1 protein-coding gene is annotated in these 308 nt (G+C 71.1%); it reads left to right on the top strand.

Going from position 1 to position 308, the window contains the following annotated elements:
• The coding region (locus J0695_RS40445) for an AAA family ATPase (protein WP_206969786.1) at positions 1–308 on the top strand (308 nt) is incomplete at both ends.

Here is a 308-nt window from a genome sequence, read left to right as displayed (position 1 = left end):
GCGACGATCTGGAGACACGGCGTCCGCTCGGCCCCTTTCGCGATCTCGTCGTCGCCGATTCCGCCCACGCCGCCGAGCTGGGGCAGGCGCTGAAGGAGGGCGGGGACCGGCAACGGGTGTACGACGCCCTGCGGGCGGAGATGTCGGCGCCTCCGCATCCGGTGGTACTCGTCGTCGAGGATGTGCACTGGGCCGACGAGGCGTCGCTGGACGCACTGCGCTTCCTGGTGCGCCGGGTCGACCGGCTCCCGGCCGTGCTCGTACTAACCTACCGGGACGACGAGTTGGGCCGCGAACATCCCCTTCGC

The sequence above is a fragment of the Streptomyces beijiangensis genome, from assembly GCF_017315755.1.
GTDB lineage: Bacteria > Actinomycetota > Actinomycetes > Streptomycetales > Streptomycetaceae > Streptomyces > Streptomyces beijiangensis.
Note: the sequence above shows the minus strand (reverse complement) of the source record. Positions and strands in the feature narration are given on the sequence as shown.